General features: G+C 74.3%; 24 protein-coding genes and 1 tRNA gene. 13 read left to right on the top strand and 12 right to left on the bottom strand.

All coding sequences use genetic code 11. From position 1 onward, the window contains the following. The first annotated feature begins 231 nt into the window (after positions 1 to 231). Both ACLQ2W_RS10540 and ACLQ2W_RS10535 read left to right on the top strand, forming a co-directional pair. Positions 232 to 305: transfer RNA gene (locus ACLQ2W_RS10540), tRNA-Met, on the top strand. A 106-nt stretch (positions 306 to 411) separates the two neighbouring features. After that, positions 412 to 663, top strand: a complete 252-nt coding sequence (locus tag ACLQ2W_RS10535) for a hypothetical protein (RefSeq protein ID WP_107161041.1) — start codon at positions 412 to 414, stop codon at positions 661 to 663. Positions 664 to 724: 61 nt separating this feature from the next. Here the strand turns inward: ACLQ2W_RS10535 and ACLQ2W_RS10530 are convergent, their stop codons facing one another. Continuing rightward, complete coding sequence (locus ACLQ2W_RS10530; protein ID WP_425786243.1) at positions 725 to 2,062, bottom strand: ABC transporter substrate-binding protein; 1,338 nt, start codon at positions 2,060 to 2,062, stop codon at positions 725 to 727. Positions 2,063 to 2,182: 120 nt separating this feature from the next. Between ACLQ2W_RS10530 and ACLQ2W_RS10525 the strand changes: the two genes are divergently transcribed. Beyond that, positions 2,183 to 3,016: a phosphoribosylaminoimidazolesuccinocarboxamide synthase gene (locus ACLQ2W_RS10525; RefSeq protein ID WP_425786242.1), complete on the top strand. Its 834-nt coding sequence runs from the start codon at positions 2,183 to 2,185 to the stop codon at positions 3,014 to 3,016. 69 nt (positions 3,017 to 3,085) lie between these two features. Next, a complete protein-coding gene (locus ACLQ2W_RS10520; protein ID WP_425786241.1) occupies positions 3,086 to 3,823 on the top strand; it encodes a VOC family protein in 738 nt (245 codons plus the stop codon). A gap of 118 nt (positions 3,824 to 3,941) precedes the next feature. Here the strand turns inward: ACLQ2W_RS10520 and ACLQ2W_RS10515 are convergent, their stop codons facing one another. Beyond that, the gene (locus tag ACLQ2W_RS10515; RefSeq protein ID WP_425786240.1) at positions 3,942 to 4,451 is read right to left on the bottom strand and encodes a GNAT family N-acetyltransferase; all 510 of its coding nucleotides are present in this window, start codon (positions 4,449 to 4,451) and stop codon (positions 3,942 to 3,944) included. Continuing rightward, on the bottom strand, positions 4,452 to 5,936 hold the full coding sequence (gene glpK, locus ACLQ2W_RS10510) for a glycerol kinase GlpK (protein ID WP_425786239.1): 1,485 nt from the start codon (positions 5,934 to 5,936) through the stop codon (positions 4,452 to 4,454). Positions 5,937 to 6,001: 65 nt separating this feature from the next. On the opposite strand from glpK, the gene ACLQ2W_RS10505 reads away from it, so the two are divergent. Next, on the top strand, positions 6,002 to 6,940 hold the full coding sequence (locus tag ACLQ2W_RS10505) for a ribose-phosphate diphosphokinase (protein WP_425786238.1): 939 nt from the start codon (positions 6,002 to 6,004) through the stop codon (positions 6,938 to 6,940). Positions 6,941 to 7,002: 62 nt separating this feature from the next. Here ACLQ2W_RS10505 and ACLQ2W_RS10500 read toward each other — a convergent pair whose 3' ends face one another. Continuing rightward, entirely contained in the window at positions 7,003 to 7,470 is a 468-nt protein-coding gene (locus ACLQ2W_RS10500; protein WP_425786237.1) for an ATP-binding protein, read from the bottom strand. Between the two features lie 115 nt (positions 7,471 to 7,585). Between ACLQ2W_RS10500 and macS the strand changes: the two genes are divergently transcribed. Both macS and ACLQ2W_RS10490 read left to right on the top strand, forming a co-directional pair. Continuing rightward, the gene (gene macS / locus ACLQ2W_RS10495) at positions 7,586 to 8,710 is read left to right on the top strand and encodes a MacS family sensor histidine kinase (protein ID WP_281937790.1); all 1,125 of its coding nucleotides are present in this window, start codon (positions 7,586 to 7,588) and stop codon (positions 8,708 to 8,710) included. Beyond that, on the top strand, positions 8,707 to 9,354 hold the full coding sequence (locus tag ACLQ2W_RS10490; protein ID WP_107161025.1) for a response regulator: 648 nt from the start codon (positions 8,707 to 8,709) through the stop codon (positions 9,352 to 9,354). Before macS ends, ACLQ2W_RS10490 begins: the two co-directional genes overlap by 4 nt. 1 nt (position 9,355) lies before the next feature. Here the strand turns inward: ACLQ2W_RS10490 and ACLQ2W_RS10485 are convergent, their stop codons facing one another. The 3 genes from ACLQ2W_RS10485 to ACLQ2W_RS10475 all read right to left on the bottom strand — a co-directional run bounded on the left by ACLQ2W_RS10485 (position 9,356) and on the right by ACLQ2W_RS10475 (position 11,738). Then, complete coding sequence (locus ACLQ2W_RS10485; RefSeq protein WP_107161023.1) at positions 9,356 to 9,928, bottom strand: DUF5709 domain-containing protein; 573 nt, start codon at positions 9,926 to 9,928, stop codon at positions 9,356 to 9,358. A gap of 80 nt (positions 9,929 to 10,008) precedes the next feature. Then, entirely contained in the window at positions 10,009 to 10,740 is a 732-nt protein-coding gene (locus ACLQ2W_RS10480; protein ID WP_425786236.1) for an ATP-binding protein, read from the bottom strand. Then, entirely contained in the window at positions 10,737 to 11,738 is a 1,002-nt protein-coding gene (locus tag ACLQ2W_RS10475) for an SDR family oxidoreductase (RefSeq protein ID WP_425786235.1), read from the bottom strand. Before ACLQ2W_RS10475 ends, ACLQ2W_RS10480 begins: the two co-directional genes overlap by 4 nt. A 192-nt stretch (positions 11,739 to 11,930) precedes the next feature. On the opposite strand from ACLQ2W_RS10475, the gene ACLQ2W_RS10470 reads away from it, so the two are divergent. Beyond that, entirely contained in the window at positions 11,931 to 13,181 is a 1,251-nt protein-coding gene (locus ACLQ2W_RS10470) for a glycosyltransferase (protein WP_425786234.1), read from the top strand. On the opposite strand, the gene ACLQ2W_RS10465 is transcribed toward ACLQ2W_RS10470, so the two are convergent. From ACLQ2W_RS10465 to aroA, 4 genes are all read right to left on the bottom strand, one after another. Then, a complete protein-coding gene (locus ACLQ2W_RS10465; RefSeq protein ID WP_425786483.1) occupies positions 13,082 to 14,035 on the bottom strand; it encodes a hypothetical protein in 954 nt (317 codons plus the stop codon). The genes ACLQ2W_RS10470 and ACLQ2W_RS10465 overlap by 100 nt on opposite strands. Positions 14,036 to 14,095: 60 nt before the next feature. Further along, the gene (gene hisN / locus ACLQ2W_RS10460) at positions 14,096 to 14,914 is read right to left on the bottom strand and encodes a histidinol-phosphatase (protein ID WP_425786233.1); all 819 of its coding nucleotides are present in this window, start codon (positions 14,912 to 14,914) and stop codon (positions 14,096 to 14,098) included. A gap of 60 nt (positions 14,915 to 14,974) precedes the next feature. Continuing rightward, positions 14,975 to 15,862 carry a ribosome small subunit-dependent GTPase A gene (rsgA, locus tag ACLQ2W_RS10455; protein ID WP_425786482.1) on the bottom strand — a complete coding sequence of 296 codons (888 nt, stop codon included), beginning with the start codon at positions 15,860 to 15,862 and terminating at the stop codon, positions 14,975 to 14,977. 204 nt (positions 15,863 to 16,066) lie between these two features. Further along, positions 16,067 to 17,368 carry a 3-phosphoshikimate 1-carboxyvinyltransferase gene (aroA, locus tag ACLQ2W_RS10450; protein WP_425786232.1) on the bottom strand — a complete coding sequence of 434 codons (1,302 nt, stop codon included), beginning with the start codon at positions 17,366 to 17,368 and terminating at the stop codon, positions 16,067 to 16,069. A 102-nt stretch (positions 17,369 to 17,470) separates the two neighbouring features. Between aroA and ACLQ2W_RS10445 the strand changes: the two genes are divergently transcribed. From ACLQ2W_RS10445 to rsrA, 5 genes are all read left to right on the top strand, one after another. Continuing rightward, complete coding sequence (locus tag ACLQ2W_RS10445) at positions 17,471 to 18,178, top strand: SOS response-associated peptidase (protein ID WP_425786231.1); 708 nt, start codon at positions 17,471 to 17,473, stop codon at positions 18,176 to 18,178. A 211-nt stretch (positions 18,179 to 18,389) separates the two neighbouring features. Then, positions 18,390 to 18,782 carry a WhiB family transcriptional regulator gene (locus tag ACLQ2W_RS10440; RefSeq protein WP_107161005.1) on the top strand — a complete coding sequence of 131 codons (393 nt, stop codon included), beginning with the start codon at positions 18,390 to 18,392 and terminating at the stop codon, positions 18,780 to 18,782. A 159-nt stretch (positions 18,783 to 18,941) separates the two neighbouring features. Further along, positions 18,942 to 19,556 (top strand): alpha/beta family hydrolase, encoded by a 615-nt coding sequence (locus ACLQ2W_RS10435; RefSeq protein ID WP_425786230.1) that lies wholly within the window; start codon positions 18,942 to 18,944, stop codon positions 19,554 to 19,556. 341 nt (positions 19,557 to 19,897) lie between these two features. Continuing rightward, positions 19,898 to 20,704 (top strand): sigma-70 family RNA polymerase sigma factor, encoded by an 807-nt coding sequence (locus tag ACLQ2W_RS10430; protein ID WP_425786229.1) that lies wholly within the window; start codon positions 19,898 to 19,900, stop codon positions 20,702 to 20,704. A 2-nt stretch (positions 20,705 to 20,706) separates the two neighbouring features. Beyond that, positions 20,707 to 20,994, top strand: a complete 288-nt coding sequence (gene rsrA, locus ACLQ2W_RS10425) for a mycothiol system anti-sigma-R factor (RefSeq protein WP_107161067.1) — start codon at positions 20,707 to 20,709, stop codon at positions 20,992 to 20,994. Between the two features lie 113 nt (positions 20,995 to 21,107). Here the strand turns inward: rsrA and ACLQ2W_RS10420 are convergent, their stop codons facing one another. Continuing rightward, the gene (locus tag ACLQ2W_RS10420) at positions 21,108 to 21,182 is read right to left on the bottom strand and encodes a 50S ribosomal protein bL37 (protein ID WP_369752275.1); all 75 of its coding nucleotides are present in this window, start codon (positions 21,180 to 21,182) and stop codon (positions 21,108 to 21,110) included. Positions 21,183 to 21,342: the final 160 nt, after the last annotated feature.

Below are 21,342 nucleotides of genomic sequence, written 5' to 3'. Positions count from 1 at the left end.
GCTCATAACCCAGAGGTCGCAGGTTCAAATCCTGTCCCCGCTACGAGATCGTGAAGGCCCCGGAGTTCGCTCCGGGGCCCTTCGTCGTTTCCCCGGTGCCGGTGCCGGTGCCGGTGCCGGTGCCGGTGCCGGTGCTGGCGCCCGGGCTCGGTGGTCCGGCGCGGGCTCCGGCGGGATCGGGGACCCGGCTGATCTCCGCGATCCGGATGCGATAGGCTGTACACATACCGACGCGGGGTGGAGCAGCTCGGTAGCTCGCTGGGCTCATAACCCAGAGGTCGCAGGTTCAAATCCTGTCCCCGCTACGAGATCGTGAAGGCCCCGGAGTTCGCTCCGGGGCCTTCGCCGTGTCCGGATCTTTCCGTCCCGTCCGGCGTGCCCCGGTTGCGCGCCTCGGCGAGGATGGGGGGCATGGCTGGATGGAACAGATGGTGGGGCCGCCTGAGCGCGGTCATCGGTACGGTCGTGCTCTCGGTCTTCGTACCGGTTGCGGCCTGGGCGTCGACCGGGACCGGTGAGGTCGTGGTGGAGGCCGCACGACGGCGTTCCCGGGGCGGTGGCTTCGGCATCCTCGGCCTGCTCTGCTGCCTGGTGGTGGTCGGCGGGATCGTGCTGCTGGTGCTGATGTTGATGCGGAACCGGCGGAACCGTCCGCCGCGCTGACGCCGCTCGGTGTTAGGCGGGGGCCCCTCCTCTACCGAATGCGTTAAGCGGGGGCCCCGCCTTACCCTCCGGCGAGGGCGGCGTTCGCCCGGGCCATGAAGCGTGAGGTCGCGGTGCGGGCCCCGGCCCGCTTGCCCCGGATGCTCTCCGCCGCGTCGATCAGCAGGGTCCGCACCGTGGCGTGCCCCTTCGGCGGCGGCGCGGGCGCCGGGCCGGCCAGCCCGGCCAGCTCCACGCCCAGGGCGGCCACCCGCTTCTCGGCCCGGTCGGTCAGGTCGGCGGCGACGTACGCGCGGACCTGCGTGCCGGGGCTGAGGCCGCGTTCGAAGCCGAGGACCCGGCCGGCCGCCACGTTCGTGGTCAGGAAGTTGAGCACGTCCACCACCACGCCCGGGTGGCGGGTCCCGCGGAAGCCGGCCCAGTACATCGACGCGCGGGGCCACTGCGCGGCCGGCGTGCCGGGAAAGGCGACCGCGCCCAACTCGTCGTCGGTCAGCCGTTGCAGCTCCGGAAACTGGTGCGACCAGGCGAAGGACGCCGCGGCGTGGCCGGTGACCACGAGCTGCCGGGCCAGCTCGCCGCTGTCCGCCTGCTCGACCAGGGCGGCGCTCGGGGTGGCCCGGTCGAAGCGGGCGACCTCCCAGAACTCGAACCAGTCGAGCAGTTCGGCCGAGCTGAAGCCGAGCTGCCGGCCCTGGTACAGCTCGCTGCCCTGCCCGCGCAGCCAGAGCCAGAGCGCCCGGTAGTCGCCGGAGGGATCCATGGTGCCGGCGACCCGGTTGCCGGAGGCCCGGGTGACGCGGGCGGCCCAGCGGGCGTACTCCTTCCAGGACATGCCGGTGCGCGGCTCGGGCTCGTCCAGCCGGCGCAGCAGGTCCCGGTTGAACACCAGCGCCGCGTTGGTCTGCGCGGCGGGCACCGCCACGGTGCGCTCGTCCACCTGGCCGTACCGGGCCAACTGCTCCGGCAGGCCGCGCAGGTCGAGTCGGTCGTCGGTGGTGTGGCGGGTGAGGTCGAGCAGGATGTCGCGGCGGTCGTACTCGGTGAGCAGCGTGTCGTCGATCTGGAACAGGTCCGGCACGTTGCCGCCGGTGGCCTGGGTGGCGAGCCGGTCGTAGTAGCCGTTCAGTCCCTGCCAGGTGATCCGGAAGCTGACCCGGGGATTCTGCTGCGTGTAGAGGCGTAACGCCTGCTCGGTGACCTGGGCCCGGCGGTTGCCGCCCCACCAGAACACCGACAGCTCGATCGGGCCGTCGTCGGCCGCCGCCTCGTCCTCCGCCGGGCTGCAACCGGCCAGCCCGCCGCTCAGCCCGCCGGCGAGCAGCGGCAGCCCGGCGAGCGCGCCGAGGAACCGCCGCCGGTCGAGGCCGGGACGGGGTACGGACCACTGAGCGCGCACGGTCTCTCCGAAGGTGGGTGGACGGATCATTCCACCGGCCCCGGCCGGGGGTGTCAACGTGGGGCGGGACGGCCGGTGGGCGCGCCTGTCGACGCACTGCGCCGTGGTGTACTTAGCGCCGTGGAACTTCTGCACTCGGGCAAGGTCCGGGACGTCTACGCCGACGGCGCGGACCTGATCCTGGTCGCCTCCGACCGCGTCTCCATCTACGACGTGGTGCTGCCGACCCCGATCCCGGACAAGGGCCGCCTGCTCACCGCGCTCTCGCTGTGGTGGTTCGAGCAGTTGTCGGACCTGGTGCCGAACCATGTCGTCTCCGCCACCGAGGTGCCGGCGGAGTTCGCCGGCCGGGCGATCCGGTGCCGGCGGCTGGAGATGGTGCCGGTCGAGTGCGTGGCCCGGGGTTACCTGACCGGCGGCGGCCGCACCGAGTACGAGCGCACCGGCGCGGTCTCCGGCGTGCCGCTGCCCCGGGGGCTGGTGGAGGCGTCGATCCTGCCCGAGCCGATCTTCACCCCGTCGACCAAGGCGCCCAAGGGCGAGCACGACGAGCCGATCACCTACGACCAGGTGGTCGACAAGGTGGGACCGGAGACCGCGGAACGGCTGCGGGAGATCACCATCGACGTCTACCGACGTGGTGCGGAGATCGCCGCCGACCGGGGCATCCTGATCGCCGACACCAAGCTGGAGCTGGGCTGGACGCCGGACGGCACGCTGATGCTCGGCGACGAGCTGCTGACCTCCGACTCGTCCCGGTTCTGGCCGGCCGAGTCCTACCAGCCGGGTCGGGTCCAGTTCTCCTTCGACAAGCAGTACGTGCGGGACTGGGCCGTCGAGAGCGGCTGGGACAAGCGCCCGCCGGCGCCGGAGGTGCCGGCGGATGTGGTGGAGGCGACCCGCGCCCGTTACGTCGAGGCGTACGAGAAGCTGACCGGCAACCGCTGGGACTGACCGCGACACCGCCTTCGGCCGCCTGGCGAGCCTTCGTCGCCCAGGTGAAGGCGGTCTAGTCTCGTCGGCATGTCGACGAGGCTCGTGCAGATCACCATGAAGGCCCGGGACGACGCCGCGCTGGGCGCGTTCTGGGCGAAGGCGCTCGGCTGGGGGCTCGCCAGCGAAGGGCCGGGCGTGACCAACCTCGAACCCGAGGGCTTCGGCTATCCCGACCCGTCCGCCGTCTGCGTCGACCTCGTCGTCTCGTCCGAGCCCAAGACCGTGAAGAACCGGGTGCACGTCGACCTGGCCACCACGTCGCCGGAGCATCAGGCGGAGCTGGTCGCGCGCCTGACGGAGCTGGGCGCGACGCCTGTCGACATCGGCCAGGGTGACGTCCCGTTCACGGTCCTGGCCGACCCGGAGGGCAACGAGTTCTGCGTGCTGGAGCCGCGCCCGATCTACCGGGACACCGGCCCGATCGCGGCGGTGGTGGTCGACTGCGCGGATCCGCGCGCGATGGCCCGCTTCTGGGGCGGGGCGACGGACTGGACCGTGCACGAGGTGACCGACCGGCACGCGTCACTGCGGTCGGCCGCAGGCGTCGGCCCCTACCTGGAGTTCGTCCGCAACCCCGACCCGAAGACCGGATGGAACCGGGTGCACCTCGACGTCCGCCCCTACCCGGGCGCTGACCTGGCGGCCGAGGCGGCCCGCCTGGAGACGCTCGGCGCGACCCGCGTCGACCTCGGCCCCGCCGACATCCCGTGGACGGTCCTGACCGACCCCGAGGGCAACGAGTTCTGCCTCCTCACCCCGGCCTGACCCAGCCCGCCCCCGCCCGCCCCCGCCACCCCCGCGATCTTGCACTTTCGGCCCGTGACCTGTCCGGAATGGCCGGAAAGTCGGGGCAGCAAGTGCAAGATCGCGGGGGAGAGGGGGGCTAGGGCACGGTCCTGCTGAGGGAGAGGCCGGCGTCGGTGTAGCCGTGTTGGCGGTAGAAGCGCACCGCGTCGGCGTTGCGGTGATGGATGCCGGCCGACAGGTGGGTGATCCCCCGGCTGCGCGCCCACCGTTCGGCCGCCGCCACCAACGCCGTTCCCACCCCGAGCCCTCTGGCGTCGGGCAGCACGACGGTGTGGATCTGCGCCGAAGGTTCCGGACGCAGGATCTGGTGGTCCGGCGGATCGGCGCACCGCAGCACCTCGACCATTCCGACCACCCGGTGGTCGCGGGTCTCGGCGACGAGGACGGCGTCCCGTCCGGCCGCGTCGGCCAGCACGGCCGCGAAGTGGCGCACCACGGCGTCCCGCGGTGGAACGCGGTAGGCACCGGCGTCGAGAGCACGATGCGCCCGAGCGTTGGCCAGGCGCAGCTCCACCAGGGACGCGACATCCGCCACGCTCGCCGGCCGAACCGTCGGCCGGCTCCCCGACCGCTCCGGGTCGGACACCTAGTCCTCCCAGTCCAGGGTGCGTTGGACGGCCTTGTGCCACTGGCGCAGCTCGTGGCGGCGGTGGGCCGGGTCCATGGCGGGCTCCCACTGGGCGTCGGAGCGCCACTTGTCCCGCAGCGTGTCCAGGTCCGGCCAGAAGCCGACCGCCAGACCGGCCGCGTACGCGGCACCGAGGCAGGTGGTCTCCGTGATCCGGGAGCGGACCACCGGCACGTCGAGCACGTCGGCGAGGAACTGCATCAGCAGCTCGTTGCCGGTCATCCCGCCGTCCACCCGCAGCCGGCGCAGCGCCACGTCGGAGTCGGCGTTCATGGCGTCCACCACCTCGCGGGTCTGGAAGGCGGACGCCTCCAGCACCGCCCGGGCCAGGTGTCCCTTGGTGATGTAGCCGGTCAGGCCCGCGATCACGCCCCGCGCGTCACTGCGCCAGTGCGGCGCGAACAGGCCGGAGAAGGCCGGCACCACGTAACAGCCGCCGTTGTCGTCGACGGTGCGGGCCAGCTCCTCGACCTCGGGCGCGGTGGAGATCAGGCCGAGGTTGTCGCGCAGCCACTGCACCAGCGAGCCGGTGACCGCGATGGCGCCCTCCAACGCGTACGCGGCCGGCTGGCCCTCGATCCGGTAGGCCACCGTGGTGAGCAGGCCGTGCCGCGACGGCACCGGGCTGGCGCCGGTGTTGAGCAGCAGGAAACTGCCGGTGCCGTAGGTGCACTTGGCCTCGCCGGGGCGGAAGCAGGTCTGCCCGAACAACGCGGCCTGCTGGTCGCCGAGCGCACTGGCCACCGGCACCCCGGCGAGCACCCCCTCGGCGGTGCCGTAGACCTCGGCCGAGCAGCGGATCTCGGGCAGCATCGCGGCCGGGACGCGGAGCGCGTCGAGCAGCTCCGGGGCCCAGTCGAGCGTTTCCAGGTCCATCAGCAGGGTGCGGCTGGCGTTCGTCACGTCGGTGACGTGCCGCCCGGTCAGCTTCCAGATGAGCCAACTGTCCATGGTGCCGAACAGCACCTCGCCGCGTTCGGCGCGCTCGCGCAGCCCGTCGACGTGGTCGAGCAGCCACCGCAGCTTCGGGCCGGCGAAGTACGTGGCCAGCGTCAGGCCGGTGCGGGCGCGCAGTCGCTCCTCGTCGTACGCCTCGGCCAGCTCGCGCAGCAGCGGGCCGGTGCGGGTGTCCTGCCAGACGATGGCGTTGGCCACCGGCCGGCCGGTGGCCCGGTCCCAGACCACCGTGGTCTCCCGCTGGTTGGTGATGCCCACCGCGGCCAGGTGCTCGGGACCGAGGTCGGCGCCCGCCAGCGCCTCCCGGACCACGTGTTCCACGTTCGTCCAGATCTCCTCCGCGTCGTGCTCGACCCAGCCCGGTCGCGGGAAGATCTGCCGGTGTTCGCGCTGGGCCACGGCGACGATCTCGCCGTCGGCGTCGAAGACGATGCACCGCGAGGAGGTGGTGCCCTGGTCGATGGCGGCGACGAACTCTCCGGTCACGCAGGCACCGTACCCGCCGGGCGCGTCCCCCGTCTCCCACCGGGCGGCCCGTACGATCACCAGACGTGCGTGACATTGCCGTGTTCAGCGGGACCGCCCACCCGGACCTCGCCGCCGAGATCTGCGCCCACCTCGCCGTTCCGCTGTACCCGGTGCGGGTGTCCCGGTTCGCCAATGACTGCCTTGAGGTGCAGTTGCAGGCGAACTGCCGGGAGCGGGACGTCTTCCTCATCCAGCCGCTGGTGCCGCCGGTGCAGGAGCACCTGGTCGAGCTGCTGCTCATGATCGACGCGGCGCGGGGCGCGTCGGCCGGCCGGATCACCGTGGTGCTGCCGCACTACGCGTACGCCCGGTCGGACAAGAAGGACGCGCCGCGCATCTCCATCGGCGGGCGGCTCGTCGCCGACCTGCTCACCTCGGCCGGCGCGCACCGGGTGCTGGCCATGACGCTGCACTCGCCGCAGGTGCACGGCTTCTTCAGCGTCCCGGTGGACCACCTGCACGCGCTGCGCGAGCTGGCCGCCCACTTCAAGGGGTACGACCTGAGCGACGCGGTGGTGGTCTCGCCGGACCTGGGCAACGCCAAGGAGGCGGCGGCGTTCGCCCGGATGCTCGGCACCCCGGTGGCGGCCGGCGCGAAGCAGCGGTTCAGCGACGACCGGGTGCAGATCAGCACCATCATCGGGGACGTGGCGGACCGGGACGTGATCGTGCTGGACGACGAGATCGCCAAGGGCAGCACCGTGATCGAGCTGATCTCGCACCTGCGCGAGCGGCAGGTCCGCTCGATCCGCCTGGCCTGCACGCACGGGCTCTTCTCCAGTGGCGCGTTGGAGCGGCTGAGCGCGCAGGACGGCGTGCTGGAGATCGTCTGCACCAACACGGTGCCGATCCCGGCCGAGAAGCGGGTGCCGAAGCTGGAGGTGCTCTCGGTGGCGCCGGCGCTGGCCGAGGCGATGCGGCGGATCCACAACGGCGAGTCGGTGAGCGCGCTCTTCGGCTGACCGCGCGACGGCCGGACGGTCGTCCACCGCCGCCGCGGCGGGCCGGGAAGACAGCCGGACGGTCAGCCGTCCAGCGGGCGGGTGACGGGCTGCCGGGTGGTCAACGCGGCGGTGATCCGGACGACCGTGCCGGCGTCGCCGGTCTCGACCTCCATGGTGTCGCTCAGCTCCCGGGCCAGCCAGAGGCCCCAGCCGCCGGCGGTCTCCGGGGCCGGCCGGTCGCGGTCGTGCAGCCGCCGTTCGCTGATCCCGTGCCCGTGGTCGGCGACCTCGCAGACCAGTTCGCCGCCGCGCCGCCACAGCCGTAGCCGGCCCCGCCCGCCGCCGTGCCGGACCGCGTTGGTGATCAGCTCGTTGACCGCCAGCACGAAGTCGTCCAGCCGCTGGCCGGCGAGCCCGGCGGCGTGCGCGCAGGAGGTGACCGAGTGCCGCAGCTCGGTCACCTGAGCCTGGTCGAAGGCTTCGGCGATCAGAAGGGAAGGTTCGATGGGCACAACCGTACGCGGTGCGGGGAGTTCTGCGTTTGTCATGACCCCGTCCCGGCAGTGCTCCTCGACAACTTTCGCGGCTTTTCCACCGTACGTCAGGGTTTCTCGGCCCGCACCCACCGGTCCGCGCGTGACCGGCTGTGGCAGGGTGACGGCCATGCCGTCGTCCCCCGGCCTGGTCGGCCCGCTCTGGCGGTCCATCGCGGTGTTCCGCTTCGCCTCGCTGGCGTACGTCGGCGTGCTGGTGCTGCGCGACGGCAGCCAGTACGCGCACCCGGTGGCCGCCGGCGGTGTCCTGCTGGGCATGCTGGCCTGGAGCGGCGTGACCACGGCCGGCTACCGGCGTCCGGCCGGGCGGCGCTGGCCGCTGCTCCTGGCCGACCTCGGCGTGGTGCTGGGGATCATCCTGGCCACGCCGTGGGTGGTCGGCCGGCCGGCGCTCGCCGCCGGCGTGCCGGTCCTGACCTCCGCCTGGCTGGCCGGGCCGGTGCTGGCCTGGGCGGTCGCCGGCGGGCGGCGGCGGGGCACGGTGGCCGCGCTGGTGCTCGGCGGCGCGGACCTGGCCACCCGGGACCCGATCAACCCGTCCGCGTTCACCGGGGCGATCCTGCTGCTGCTGGCCGGCGTGGTGGTCGGGCACGTGGCCCGGCTGGCGGTCCAGGCGGAGGCCCGGTTGCAGCGGGCGGTGGAGCTGGAGGCGGCCACCCGCGAGCGGGAACGGCTGGCCCGCGACATCCACGACTCGGTGCTCCAGGTGCTGGCGCTGGTGCGGCGACGCGGCGCGGACCTGGACGGTGAGGCGGCCGAGCTGGCCCGGCTGGCCGGCGAGCAGGAGGCCGCGCTGCGGGCGCTGATCGGCCGGGTGGACGCGGTGCCGGAGCAGGCCGGCGCCGACCGTGACCTGCGTGACCTGCTCGACCGGTACGCCTCGACCGAGGTCCAGGTGGCCGCGCCGGCGACTCCGGTGCCGCTGCCGGCCCAGGCGGCCGGGGAACTGGCCGCGGCCGTCGGGGCGGCGTTGGACAACGTGACGCGGCACGCCGGCGGGCGGGCCTGGGTGCTGATCGAGGACGAGGAGGAGACGGTGACCGTCTCGGTACGCGACGAGGGGCCGGGGATCCCGGAGGGGCGGCTGGCGGAGGCCGCCGCGCAGGGCCGGCTCGGGGTGGCCCAGTCCATCCGGGGCCGGGTGGCGGACCTGGGCGGCGAGGTGCGGATCGTCTCCGCCCCGGGCGCCGGGACCGAGATCGAGCTGACCGTGCCGCGGAGCCGTCGCCGATGAGCATCCGGGTGATGGTGGTGGACGACCATCCGATGTGGCGCGAAGGGGTGGCCCGCGATCTCACCGAGGCCGGCCTGGACGTGGTGGCGACCAGCGGCGAGGGGCGGCAGGCGGTCCGGGTGGCCGCGGCGGCCCGTCCCGACCTGGTCGTGCTCGACCTGCAACTGCCGGACGTCTCCGGGGTGGAGGTGGTCCGGGGGCTGCGCGCCGCGCTGCCCGAGGTGCGGGTGCTCATGCTGTCGGCAAGCGGCGAGCCGCAGAGCGTGCTGGACGCGGTCAAGGCCGGCGCGACCGGCTACCTGGTCAAGTCCGCCGCCCCGGCCGAGTTCCTCGACGCGGTGCGCCGCACCGCGGCCGGCGAGCCGGTGTTCACGCCGGGTCTGGCCGGGCTGGTGCTGGGCGAGTACCGCCGGCTGGCCGCCGCGCCGCCGGCCCCGCACGACGACGCACCCCGGCTCACCGATCGGGAGACCGAGGTGCTGCGGCTGGTCGCCAAGGGGTTGTCCTACAAGCAGATCGCCGAGCGGCTCCGGCTGTCCCACCGGACCGTGCAGAACCACGTGCAGAACACCCTCGGCAAGCTCCAACTGCACAACCGGGTCGAGCTGACCCGGTACGCCATCGAGCGGGGCCTGGACGAGTGATTCAGTGCGCGGGCGGCGGCTGCGTCTCGTGCACCGCCAGCTCCTCCGCGCTCGCCCCGCCGCCGGCCGCGCCGGCGTCGTAGGCGACGTTGTCGGTCTCCTGGTCGGTGTGCGCGCCCTCGTCCGGTTCGACCAGCCGGCCCACCTCGTGGTCGGCCACGGTGCCGAGCTGGCCGTGGTCGTAGACCGAGACCGGGGAGTGCGGGTCGGAGACCGGGCCCGGGTCGATCACGTCCGCGTCGAGCTGGGCCTGCGCGGCGGCCTCCTCGCTGTCCGCCTCGGCCGCGATGGCCGGGTCGACCGGGCCGGCGAGCGGGTCGTCGGCGGGACGCTCGTACCGCTCGCGGTCGAGCTTGTAGTCCAGCGACTCGCCGTCGAGCTGCTCCTCGGCCGTGGTGCCGAACCGGTCCACGGCGACCGGCGTGCGGTCGCCGGGGATCTGGGCCGGCTCCGGGCCGTCCGCCTCGCGCCCGGTCAGCACGTCGTCGTTGGCGGTCGAGTCGTCGTCGGCGGTGTCGGGCAGGCCCTCCGCCTCGGGATCGGAAACGGGGGTGGGGTACTCGTCGTCGCGCATGCGGGTGAACTACCCACTGCCCTTGCCGCATTAACCGCGAGCGGCAGGGTGGATCGGGAGGAACAGGTCGAAACCGCACCTCAGTTGCGGAAGGCGGCCTCGTCCTCGGCGTACAGCACGCACCACACCACCTTGCCGTCGGGCAGCGCGGTGCTGCCCCAACGGCGGGCCACCGTGTCGATGAGCAGCAGCCCCCGGCCGCCGACGGAGTCGACCGGGGCCGACCCGGCGAACGCGGGACGGCCGGCGGAGTGGTCGCGGACGGCCACGTGCAGCGCGCCGCCGCGCGGGGCCAGCCGGAGCGTCATCGGCGTCGCGGCGTGCGCGACCACGTTGTTGACCATCTCGGTGACCGCGATGCAGGCGGGCTCCGCCAGCTCCGGCAGGCCCCACCGGCCACACCCGTCGGTGACCAGCGCCCGGGCCTGGCGGGCGGACTCCGCCACCGGCGGCAGATCGGCGTCGAGCAGCTCGGAGGGCTCGGGGCTCGGCGGCCCGGCCGGATCGAGCAGCAGCTCGGCGGCCGGCCAGTCGGCGACCTCGGCGCGGACCCCGTCGAGCACGTCGCGGACCCCCGGGTCGGGCATGCGGACCCCGGACAGGTCGACGCGCACCGGGCCCGGTCGCTGCCAGCACCGGGCGAGCAGCGCGCCGCGCACGGCCTCCACGCCGGCCCGGTCGAGCACGCCGGTCAGCCTGACCGTCGCGGAGGACTCGTCGGGCTCCACCAGGCAACGCGCGTCCGTCGGCATGATCGTCCCATTGTGCACGCCGGTCGCCGTACGCGCATCGGTCCGGTCGACGGGACTCATGATCGTTCCGTCCGGGACCGGCGACTGATCGCCGCGACGGTGCCGACCGCGGTGCCGGCGGCGGCCAGCCCGAAGGCTGCCGTCAGCCGCAGCAGTTGGCCGCGCTGGCCGGACCAGCCGTCGGTCCGGGCCCCCGTCGCGTCGGGCGTGAAGACGTTGCCGTCGGCGTCCCGGTGTACGCCGGGGCCGAACTGGGTGCGCGCGGTGTACCAGCCGAGCGCGCGCTCGGCCAACGCCGGGGCGAGCCGCCACTGGAGGCCCATCAACCGCGCCGCGCCGCCCGCGTACGCCTCGCGTCGTGGCCGCCGCAGCAACCGGACCACGGTCTCGGCCACCAGCTCCGGCGGGTAGACCGGCGGCGGCGGCGTCAGCTCCCGCCCGGTGTGGTTGGCCGCGTGCCGGAAGAACGGCGTGTCGATGGTGGCCGGCAGCACCGTGCAGAGCGAGATGTGCCCGCGTCCGGTCACCCGTAGCTCCTGCCGCACCGTGTCGGTCAGCCCCCGGATCGCGTGCTTGGTGGCGTTGTACGCGGACTGGTACGGCATGGCCACCTCGGCCAGCACCGACGCGTTGTTCACCAGCACCCCGCCGCCGGCCGCGGCGAGGTGGGGCAGCGCGGCGCGTGTGCCGTGCACGGTGCCGAGCAGGTTCACGTCGACCACCCGGCGGAACTCGGCCACCGGGATCTCGTCGAACAGCCCCACCGTGCCGACGGCCGCGTTGTTGATCCAGGCGTCGATCCGGCCGAACTCGGCCACCGCGCGGGCGGCCAGCCGGTCCACCGCCTCCGCGTCCGTCACGTCGGTGGGCACCACGAGCGCCCGCCCGCCCAGCTCCCGGCAGTGCGCGGCGACGCGCCGCAACGCGTCCTCGGAGCGGGCCGCCAGCACCACGGCGGCGCCCCGCCCGGCGAGCGCGTAGGCGGTGGCCGCGCCGATCCCGCTGGAGGCACCGGTGAGCACGACGGTGGCTTCGGCGAGACTGCGGGTCAGCGGCATTCCCGAGCGGTACCCCGCAGCCGGCCGGTCATGCCGATCGGAACGCGCTGATCAGGTTCGGTCGGAACCGGTGTCCCGTCCACGCGACGCCGGCTCGCGGTGCCGATCTGCCAGGTTTGCCGGCACCGGGCCCGGGTTAATGGGACGCTCTGAACGGGAGACCCCGCCAGCTAGAACGCATGGAGGTGCACCATGCGCGTCGGCCTTGTCTGTGCGCACGCCGGCTCGTCCACCGACGGTCCCACCGTCGGGACTCAGGAGCACATTGCGCGCGTGGCGGCGGAACTCGCCGCCCGAGGCCACGAGGTCCGCGTGTACGAACGCCGCGACGCCGCCGCCCAACCGGCCCTGGCCGAGCTGGACGGCTACCGCCTGGAACGCGTCCCGGTCGGCCCGCCCGATCCGCTGCCCACCGTCGAGCTGGTGCCGTACGTAACCGAGTTCGGCCGCTGGCTGGCCGGCGAGTGGTCCGGCGACTGGACGCCCGAGGTGGTGCACGGGCACTACTGGGTGGGTGGCCTGGCCGCCGCCCACGCGGTCCGCGCGACCGACATCCCGGTCGTGCAGACCTTCCACTCGCTCGGCGTCGAGCAGCTCCGCCACCTCGGCCGGGGCTACGCCGGGCCGGGCCAGCGGATCCCGCTGGAACGGGCCCTGACCCGGGCCGTGGACGTGGCGGTCGCCCAGTGCAACGACGAGGTCGACGAGCTGACCCGGATGGGCCTGCAACGCACCTCGGTGGCGATGGTGCCGACCGGCGTGGACACCGGGTACTTCCACCCGGACGGTGAGGCCGCGCCCCGGGACCAGCGGCCGAGGATCCTCTCCGTCGGCGGGCTCACCCCCGGCCACGGCCAGGACGACCTGATCCGGGCGATGCGGCTGGTCGGCGACGCGGAGCTGGTGATCGCCGGTGGGCCGCCGGCCGAGCGGCTGGCCGGGCACGCGGAGGCGCGCCGGCTGCGCCAACTGGCCGAGCGGGCCGGCGTGGCGGAGCGGATCCACCTGGTCGGCGCCGTCCCGCACGACCAGATGGCCACCTGGTACCGCTCCGCGGACGTGGTGGCCTGCACGCCGCACTACTCGTCCGCCGGGCGGGTGTCGCTGGAGGCGATGGCCTGCGGCGTGCCGGTGGTCGGCTACGCCATGGGCGGCATCGCCGACGCGGTGGTCGACGAGGTGACCGGCAAGCTGGTGCCGCCGGGCGACATCCGCACGCTCGGGGTCACCCTGCGTCGGGTGCTCACCGACAACGCCGGGCGGTTCGCGTACGGGCACGCCGCGGTGGACCGGGTGCGGTGCAGCTACACCTGGGAGCGGACGGCGGCGGCGCTGGAGCGGCTCTACGAACGGGTGATCGGGCGTCGCCGGCCGGCCACCCCGGTGGAGCCGACGCCGCCGGTCGAGGTGGTCGCCGAACGCGGGCCGGTCGAGGCGGCCTGAGCCGGCACCACCCCGACACCTATCATCGCCGGACCCCGGTCCCGGACGGCCGGGTGGTGGTGCTGCGGCTGGGCGTACCGGGTCAGGCCGACCACGGCGGCCAACGTGACCAGGAAGCCGAGCCCGGCCAGCCACTCCCGGCCGGGCCAGATCTTGTCGCCGAGCAGCAGCACCCCGATGATCGCCGCGGGCACCGCGCCGGCCGCGTCCATCGCGGCCACCGCCGCGGTGGTCGAACCGCGCTGCATGGCCAGACCGAGCAGGAGCTGCCCGACCAGCGAGTGGGCGATCAGCAGGTAGAGCAGCGGATCACGGACGAACGCCTCGGTCGACTCGGCGGAGGCCAGCGGGCGGGCCGCCACCGCGGCGGCGGAGAACGCCATCCCGGCCAGTGACCCGAGCACCACCGACCCGGGCGCGCCGTGCAGGCGGGCGGCGAAGAAACCGGACGCCGCGATCGCGCCGAGCGCCGCCACCAGGCCGACCAGCCCGGCGGTGCCGAGCTGCCGGGACGGCGCCGGCTCGGCCGACAGCACCAGCGCGGTGATCCCGCCGAACAGCAGCACCAGCAGCCCGACCTCGGCGGCCGGCAGCCGCCACTTGAGCACCAGCACGCCGAGCACCGCGGTCACCCCCAGCCCGGCCGCCACACTGGCCTGGACCAGGAACAGCGGCAGGTCCCGGCGGGCCAGGAAGGCCAGCACGAAACCGATGATCTGGCAGGTCAACCCGATCAGGTACGTCCGGTGGCTGGCCAGCCGCAGCAGCAGCCCCGGGTCGAAGGTGTGGTGCACGGTGGTCCGCGCGGCGGCCACCGACTGGAGCAGGTTGGCGAAGCCGTACGCGACGATCATCGCCGCGAGGAAGCACCAACCGGAGGAGACCACCTGGCGAGGATAGAGGCTCAGGCCCGGTCAGCGCTCGGCTGGCCGGCCGAGCCGGTCCAGGATGTCGTCGTGCAGCGGGCCGTTGCTGGCCACGGCGCTGAGGTCGGCCGGGTCCGCGCCGGCCGGCGCGGGGCGCCCGGCCAGGTCGGTGAACCGGCCGCCGGCCTCGGTGACGATCGGCACCAACGCGGCGACGTCCCACAGCGACAGCTCCGGCTCCACCATCACGTCCAGTGCCCCCTCGGCCAACAGCATGTAGCCGTAGAAGTCGCCGTACGCCCGGCTACGCCAGGTGTCCCGCATGAGTTGCAGCATCGCGTCCAGCCGCCCGGCCTGTTCCCAACCGGTCAGCGACGAGTAGCAGACGCTCGCGTCGGCCAGCGCCGTGACGCCGGAGACCCGGATCGGGGTGGCCTCCGCCGGGCCGGTACCGGCGAACGCGCCGGCGCCGAGCGCGCCCCACCAGCGCCGGCCCAGCGCCGGCGCGGAGACCAGACCGAGCACCGGCCGGTCGTGCTCCAGCAGCGCGATCAGCGTGGCCCAGACCGGCACCCCCCGGACGAAGTTCTTCGTCCCGTCGATCGGGTCGACCACCCAACGCCGCCCGTCCGGGCCGGCGGCGGGCTGCTCGCCGTACTCCTCGCCGAGCAGGCCGTCGGCGGGGCGGTGGGCGGCCAGCAGGGCCCGGATTTCCCGCTCCACGGCGGTGTCCGCGTCGGAGACCGGGGTCAGGTCCGGCTTCGACTCCACCCGCAGGTCGAGCGCGCGGAACCGGGCCGCCGAGACGGCGTCCGCGGCGTCCGCGAGCAGGTGGGCGAGGGCGAGGTCGTCGGCGTACCCGGTCATGGTCGACACGGTAGTGCGGCGCGCGCGGCCGGTGCCGGCGGGTGGCCGCCGGCCCGCCGGTCAGGACCCGGCGAGCGGATCGCCCGGGTTGCGCTCGGGCTCCCGCACGTCGCCCTCGCCGAGCCGCGAGGCCAGCAGCCGCCGGTACGAGGCGAGCCGGCGCGGGTCCGCCTTGCCGGCGGTCACCCAGGCGTCCAGCGCGCAGTCCGCCTCGTCGGCGCCGTGCGGGCAGTTCGCCGGGCAGTCCACGGTCGCCTCGACCAGGTCGGGGAAGCCGTGCAGCAGGCTCTCCGCGGACACGTGCGCCAGCCCGAAGCTGCGGACGCCGGGGGTGTCGACGATCCACCCCGGGCCCGCGTCGGGGCCCGGGGGCAGGCGCAGCGCCACCGCGCTGGTCGAGGTGTGCCGGCCCCGGCCGATCGCGCTGACCGTGCCGACCGCCCGTTCCGCCGCCGGGACCAGGCGGTTGACGAGCGTCGACTTGCCCACCCCGGAGTGACCCACCAGGACCGAGACCCGGCCGGCCAGCAGCGCGCGCAGGTCGGCCAGGTCGGAGCCGGGCCGGATCAGCACGTACGGCAGCTCCAGCTCGGTGTAGTAGCCGACCACCGCCTCCGGGCCGGCCAGGTCGGCCTTGGTGAGGCAGAGCAACGGCTCGATGCCGGCGTCGTACGCGGCGACCAGGCAGCGGTCGATGAACCCGGTGCGCGGCGGCGGGTCGGCCAGCGCGCTGACGATCACGAGCTGGTCGGCGTTCGCCACCACCACCCGCTCCAGCCGCCCCTCGGCGGTGGACTCGTCGTCGTCGGCGGTACGCCGCAGCACCGAGGTGCGTTCGGCGATGCGCACGATGCGGGCCAGCGCACCGGGCGCGCCGGTGACGTCACCGACCAGCCACACCCGGTCGCCCACCACCACCGACTTGCGGCCCAGCTCGCGGGCGCGCATGGCGGTGACGACCGGGTCGTCCGGGCCGGCGTCCGGCCGGACGCAGGTGTAGCGCCCCCGGTCGACCGCGATCACGAACCCGTCGACCGCGTCGGCGTGCCGGGGCCGGGTGCGGGTGCGCGGGCGGGACGACCGGCCGGGGCGCACCCGCACGTCGTCCTCGTCGTACTCCCGCCGCTTGGTCGCCAGGGCGTCCCCCCACTGTCAGTTCTTGCCGGTCACCATTCCTGACCATAGTGCCGGGAACTCCGGCATGGTCTTCGAGGTGCACGTCACGTCGTCGACCTCGATGCCGGGGACGGCCAGCCCGGCCACCGCCGCGGCGTGCGCCATCCGGTGGTCGGCGTACGTCCGGAAGGTCCCGCCGCGCAGCGGGCGGGGCCGGATCTCCAGCCCGTCGCGGGTCTCGGTGATGTCGGCGCCGAGCGCGGTGAACTCCGTCGCCAGGGCGGTGACCCGGTCGGTCTCGTGGCCCCGGATGTGGCTGATCCCGGTCAGCCGGGACGGGCCGTCGGCCAGCAGGGTGAGCGCGGTCAGCACCGGGGTCAGCTCGCCGACGTCGGAGAGGTCGGCGTCCAGCCCGCGTACCTCGCCGGTGCCCCGCACGGTCAGCCCGCCGGTGCCCAGCGTCACCTCGGCGCCCATCCGCTGCAGCAGCGCGCGCAGCCGCTCGACCGGTTGGAGGCTGCTGCGCGGCCAGCCCTGGAGGGTGACCTCGCCGCCGGTGACCAGCGCGGCGGCGAAGAACGGCGCGGCGCCGGAGAGGTCCGGCTCGATCTCCCAGCCGCGCCCGGTGAGCGGGCCCGGCTCGACCACCCAGACGTCGGGGGTGGTGTCGTCCACGGCGGCGCCGGCGGCACGCAGCATCTGCACGGTCATCCGCACGTGTGGCGCGGACGGCACCGGCGGGCCCTGGTGCCGGACCACCACGCCCCGGTCGAAGCGGGGCGCGGCCAGCAGCAGCCCGGAGACCAGCTGGCTGGACGCGGAGGCGTCGATGACCGCCTCGCCACCGGTCACCCGGCCGGCGCCCAGGACGACGAGCGGCAGGCTGCCGGTCGGCGGGGTGTCGACGCGGACGCCGAGCGCGCGCAGCGCGCCGATCAGCGGCCCGAGCGGGCGGGTGCGGGCGTGCGGGTCGCCGTCGAACGTGACCCGCCCGGCGGCCAGCCCGGCCACCGGGGGCAGGAAGCGCATCACGGTGCCGGCCAGGCCGACGTCGACGTGCGCCGGACCGACCGGCTGGTGCGGCCGGACCAGCCAGCGGTCGTCGTCGGAGACCGACATGTGGGCGCCCAGCGCGCGCAGGCCGCCGGCCATCAGTTCGGTGTCCCGGGCGCGCAGCGGCCGGTCGAGCGTCGACGGCCCGCTGGCCAGCGCCGCGAGCACCAACGCCCGGGCGGTCATCGACTTGGAGCCGGGCAGGCGCAGCGTCGCGGCGACCGGGTCACTCGCGGTCGGCGCGGTCCACGGCTGCGGCGGACGCGTAGCGGTCAGATTCCCCACGCTCACATTCTGCCAAGCCGGCGGCCCGGTGGGACCGGCCCGCGGGCCTGCTCCCGTTGGGCGGGACAGCCGGAACGGCCGGGTGGGGCTAGCGTGGGCGCCATGTGCGGGAGGTACGCGACGACCCGGAGCGCGGGCGACCTGAGCGCGCTGTTCGAGTCCGTCGACTCGACCGGCGAGGTCGGGCCCGACTACAACGTCGCCCCGACCGATTCCGCGCCGCTGGTCCGGCTCGCGCCGGAGGGGCACCGGCTGCTCTCGCTGGGCCGGTGGGGTCTGCTCCCGTCCTGGTCCCGCAGCGCGTCCGGAGCCGCCCGCATGATCAACGCGCGGGCCGAGACGATCGCCACCAGCCGGGCGTACGCGCCGTCCTTCGCCCGCCGCCGCTGCCTGGTGCCGGCCGACGGGTGGTACGAGTGGGTCCGCCGTCCCGACGGCGGCCGGCAGCCCTACTTCATGACCCCGCGGGACGGCTCGGTGCTGGCCCTCGCCGGCATCTGGTCGGTGTGGGAGTCGGCCGGTGCGACCCGGCTCACGTTCAGCGTGCTGACCACCGCGGCGCTCGGTGAGCTGGCCGAGGTGCACGACCGGATGCCGCTGCTGCTGCCCCCGGAGCGCTGGGCGGCCTGGCTCGGCCCGACCGACGAGCCGGCCGCGTTGCTCGTCCCGCCCGACGCCGGGCAACTCGCCGGGTTGGAGATCCGTCCGGTCTCCCCGGCGGTCGGCGACGTCCGCAACGACGGTCCCGAGCTGATCGCCCGGGTCGTTCCGGAGGGTGCGGAGGCGGGCGCCGAGCCGACGCTGTTCTGACCGCGTCCAGCACATTGTCGAGTGCTGATTTGCCGGGGTTGCGCCTGAAACGTCGCACGGCCGTTTAGTCATGTTTACCGAAGACCCTTGTCCCCGCGTGTACGAATGCGATAGAACACAGCGCCGGTGATGGGTGTCTGTTCGCACGGGGCGAATGACAACCATCGATCTCTGAAAGATCTTCGCCGGTCCCACGGGGGAGGTGGGTGTATTGACACGGGCACGCATGCCCCGCCCGCACGAGGTGGCCGCCGCGCGGCGTGATCCGCGACTGCTGCGGGCCTTGCGCGAGCGACGACAGGACGAGGCGTGGCGCACCAGGGGCACCTGCCAGAGCGTCGATCCGGAGACGTTCTTTCCGGCGCCGAACGAACCAGCCGATGCGGCAGTCGCGCTCTGCCGCACCTGCGACGTCCAAGGTTCCTGCCTGGCCTGGGCGTTGGAGGTGGGCGACTGCCACGGCGTCTGGGGCGGCACCACGCCGCGTGAGCGACGAGCCATGCTGGTCGCCTGGCGCAGCGAGGTGCAGCCGGATCCGGACGCGGCCGACGAACCCGGGCCGCCGGTCCGGGACCGCCTGCTCACGCTGGTGCCGTTGAGCTGATGCCGACCGTCGCCCGCGGTCCGGTCCTCCGGAGCGCGGGCGACGGCACGTGTACGGCGCCCGGCGCGAGCGCCTGAAGCTGGTGTGCGGGCGAGCACGCGCGGCCCCTCTCGCCCGTCCGGCTCTCGCCGGGCGGGCCGGTGTGCGCAGAATGGGCCGGTGCCGCACGACGACGAGATCGACACGCCCCGAGGGCCGGCCCGGATCCGGCTCGACCCACCGGTCGCGGCCGGCGGCACCGTGCTGGTGCTGGGGCACGGCGCGGGCGGCGACGTCGACGCGCCCGATCTGGTGGCGGTCCGCGACGCGGTCCGTGCCGCCGGAGCGGGCGTGGTCCTGGTCACCCAGCCGTACCGGGTCGCCGGCCGGCGCGCGCCGGCGCCGGCCGGGCACCTCGACGAGGCGTGGAGCGCCGTGCTGACCGAGCTGCGCCGGCGACTGCCGGAAGCCGGCCGCTGGGCGGTCGGTGGTCGGTCCAGCGGCGCCCGGGTGGCCTGCCGGACCGCCCGCGCCGTCGGGGCGGTGGGCGTGGTGGCGTTGGCGTTCCCGTTGCACCCGCCCGGCCGGCCGGACCGGTCGCGGGCTGCCGAGCTGGGCACCGGCCTGCCGACGCTTGTGGTCAACGGCGACCGGGATCCGTTCGGCGTACCCGGTCCCGGGCCCGGGGTCGAGGTGGTGATCCGGCCGGGGGAGCGGCACGACCTGCGGATCGACCCGGCCGGCACGGCTGCCGTGGTCCGGGACTGGCTCACCGCCCGGGGTTGGCTGTCCTGAGCGCCGGCCGTGGCGCGTGACCCGGCCCGGCGGTGATCGTTGCACCGGGTGGCGCCGGCCGCCCGATCCGGGTGGCCCGGGGCCACCTCCCAGGCCCTTCCTGGTCCCAGCTCCCGGTCGCGGCCGAAGCTGGGACCAGGAACGGCGACCCCCCACCCCTGTCCCACCCCCTGTCCCGCCGCGTCGATCATGAAGTTGGCGTGCGCGCAACGGACGAATCGCCAGGTCAACTTCATGATCACCGCAGCGTGGGGGTGGCGGCGGGACGGTGGCGGAATGTCGGGGGCGGTGGGTCGCGTTGAGCCCTTTGGAAGACATCGCCAGCGTGAGGGGGGTGACCGGTGCCGATCGAGACACGGAGCCGGAAGCGGGACGAACGGGACGAACGGCAGCTCAGGCGGCTGCTCGACGCGCCGGAGTGGCCCGCGTCGGTGTCGGCCGTGAGCACCGGCACACACTCGGGAAGTGAATCTGCCGCCAGGCGGGTACGCGTATCCTCGGCGGGAAAGCATCCGACGCGAGGGGATGTGCGGTTGACCACCGAGAAGACGGACGAGCGGAGGGCCCGCTTCGAGCGGGACGCGATGCCCTTCGTCGACCAGCTCTACGCTGCCGGGCTGCGGATGACCCGTAACCCGGCGGATGCCGAGGACCTGGTCCAGGAGACGTACCTGAAGGCGTACGCCGCCTTCCACCAGTTCGAGCAGGGCACGAACCTGAAGGCCTGGTTGTACCGGATCCTGACCAACACCTACATCAACTCCTACCGGAAGCGGCAGCGCCAGCCCGTGCAGGCGCCGACCGACGAGATCACCGACTGGCAGCTCGCCGAGGCGGAGTCGCACACGTCCAGCGGTCTGCGCTCGGCCGAGACCGAGGCGCTCGACCGGCTGCCGGACAGCGACGTCAAGGAGGCCCTCCAGCAGTTGCCGGAGGAGTTCCGCCTGGCGGTCTACCTGACCGACGTCGAGGGCTTCTCCTACAAGGAGGTCGCCGACATCATGGGCACGCCGATCGGCACCGTGATGTCCCGCCTGCACCGTGGCCGACGCAATTTGCGGAAGCTGCTCGAGCGATACGCGGCGGAGCGCGGATTCAGTGCGTCGCCGTCGAAGGGTTCGACCGCTGCCGCCAGCCGGGAGGTGTGACCGTGAGCTGTGGACAACCGCACGAGACGGACTGCCACGAGGTGCTCGCCGAGGTCTACCTCTACCTCGACCTGGAGTGCGCCGAGGAGCGCCGGACGCTGATCCGGCACCACCTCGAGGAGTGCGGGCCGTGCCTGCGCGAGTACGGCATCGAGCAGGAGGTCAAGGCGCTTGTCGCCCGCTGCTGCGGCAACGAGGCCGCGCCGGAGAAGCTGCGCGAGCGGCTGCGGCTGCGGCTGACCGAGTTGGTGGTCTTCGAGACCACCGAGTCCCGCGAGCTGGCCGACTGACGAGCACGACCGACCACACGCCGGTGGCCCGGGTCCGCACGGACCCGGGCCACCGGTGTGTCCGGCCCACGGGCCGGTTCAGGGCCGATGCGGCCCTCGCGCTGATCGGGTGATCAGGAGTTGGGACGCTTGCCGTGGTTGGCGCTGCTCTTCTTCCGGGCCTTCTTCTTCCGGGCCTTCTTCGCCATGCTCTGCCTCCTAGTGCTGGTCACGGTCCGGCCGCGGGCGAGCGCGGCGGAGGTCGCGTACGGTCCCCGGGTCACCCCGGGTGCCGACCCGGACGATGCTAGTGCCGCCGACCGCGCCCGGGACGGGGTGGGGCGAGTCGGAGCGCCGGTGGTCAGAGAT

The sequence above is a fragment of the Micromonospora sp. DT227 genome (genome assembly GCF_049841835.1).
Lineage (GTDB): Bacteria > Actinomycetota > Actinomycetes > Mycobacteriales > Micromonosporaceae > Micromonospora.
This window is presented reverse-complemented; position numbering and strand designations above follow the sequence as displayed.

What these genes read in the sequence shown, in the direction of transcription:
- ACLQ2W_RS10535 (WP_107161041.1), top strand. Translation starts at nt 412, where the DNA reads ATGGCTGGATGGAACAGATGGTGGGGCCGCCTGAGCGCGGTCATCGGT.
- ACLQ2W_RS10520 (WP_425786241.1), top strand. Translation starts at nt 3,086, where the DNA reads ATGTCGACGAGGCTCGTGCAGATCACCATGAAGGCCCGGGACGACGCC.
- ACLQ2W_RS10500 (WP_425786237.1), bottom strand. Translation starts at nt 7,470, where the DNA reads ATGACAAACGCAGAACTCCCCGCACCGCGTACGGTTGTGCCCATCGAA.
- macS (WP_281937790.1), top strand. Translation starts at nt 7,586, where the DNA reads ATGCCGTCGTCCCCCGGCCTGGTCGGCCCGCTCTGGCGGTCCATCGCG.
- ACLQ2W_RS10490 (WP_107161025.1), top strand. Translation starts at nt 8,707, where the DNA reads ATGAGCATCCGGGTGATGGTGGTGGACGACCATCCGATGTGGCGCGAA.
- ACLQ2W_RS10485 (WP_107161023.1), bottom strand. Translation starts at nt 9,928, where the DNA reads ATGCGCGACGACGAGTACCCCACCCCCGTTTCCGATCCCGAGGCGGAG.
- ACLQ2W_RS10480 (WP_425786236.1), bottom strand. Translation starts at nt 10,740, where the DNA reads ATGAGTCCCGTCGACCGGACCGATGCGCGTACGGCGACCGGCGTGCAC.
- ACLQ2W_RS10475 (WP_425786235.1), bottom strand. Translation starts at nt 11,738, where the DNA reads ATGCCGCTGACCCGCAGTCTCGCCGAAGCCACCGTCGTGCTCACCGGT.
- ACLQ2W_RS10470 (WP_425786234.1), top strand. Translation starts at nt 11,931, where the DNA reads ATGCGCGTCGGCCTTGTCTGTGCGCACGCCGGCTCGTCCACCGACGGT.
- ACLQ2W_RS10465 (WP_425786483.1), bottom strand. Translation starts at nt 14,035, where the DNA reads ATGATCGTCGCGTACGGCTTCGCCAACCTGCTCCAGTCGGTGGCCGCC.
- hisN (WP_425786233.1), bottom strand. Translation starts at nt 14,914, where the DNA reads ATGACCGGGTACGCCGACGACCTCGCCCTCGCCCACCTGCTCGCGGAC.
- rsgA (WP_425786482.1), bottom strand. Translation starts at nt 15,862, where the DNA reads ATGCGCGCCCGCGAGCTGGGCCGCAAGTCGGTGGTGGTGGGCGACCGG.
- ACLQ2W_RS10445 (WP_425786231.1), top strand. Translation starts at nt 17,471, where the DNA reads ATGTGCGGGAGGTACGCGACGACCCGGAGCGCGGGCGACCTGAGCGCG.